1 protein-coding gene is annotated in these 513 nt (G+C 55.2%); it reads left to right on the top strand.

Translation table 11 applies throughout. The features are described from left to right. Positions 1 to 513, top strand: a 513-nt coding sequence (locus HMPREF3178_RS05285) for a DDE-type integrase/transposase/recombinase (RefSeq protein ID WP_139146016.1), incomplete at both ends; no start/stop codon positions are given.

Here is a 513-nt window from a genome sequence, read left to right as displayed (position 1 = left end):
TTACCCGAAATCTGATTTATTCAACAAAGCCACGGGCTGTATTACGCAGCCAGGTACTTGAACTGCATGGCATCAGCCACGGCTCTGCCGTAGCAAGAAGCATCGCCACAATGGCAACCCAGAGAGGTTACCAGATGGGGCGCTGGCTTGCTGGCAGACTCATGAAAGAGCTGGGGCTGGTCAGTTGCCAGCAGCCGACTCACCGGTATAAGCGTGGCGGTCATGAGCACGTTGCTATCCCGAATCATCTTGAGCGACAGTTCGCCGTAACGGAACCAAATCAGGTGTGGTGCGGTGATGTGACCTATATCTGGACGGGTAAGCGCTGGGCGTACCTCGCCGTTGTTCTCGACCTGTTCGCAAGAAAACCAGTGGGCTGGGCCATGTCGTTCTCGCCGGACAGCAGGCTCACCATGAAAGCACTGGAAATGGCATGGGAAACCCGTGGTAAGCCCGTCGGGGTGATGTTCCACAGCGATAGTAATAATGCCGATGTCAGTCTTTACCACCACT

The organism is Klebsiella sp. HMSC09D12 (genome assembly GCF_001808475.1).
In the GTDB taxonomy this organism is placed as follows: domain Bacteria; phylum Pseudomonadota; class Gammaproteobacteria; order Enterobacterales; family Enterobacteriaceae; genus Klebsiella; species Klebsiella oxytoca.
The sequence above is the reverse complement of the archived record's forward strand: the minus strand, read 5'-3'. Positions and strand labels throughout refer to the sequence as shown.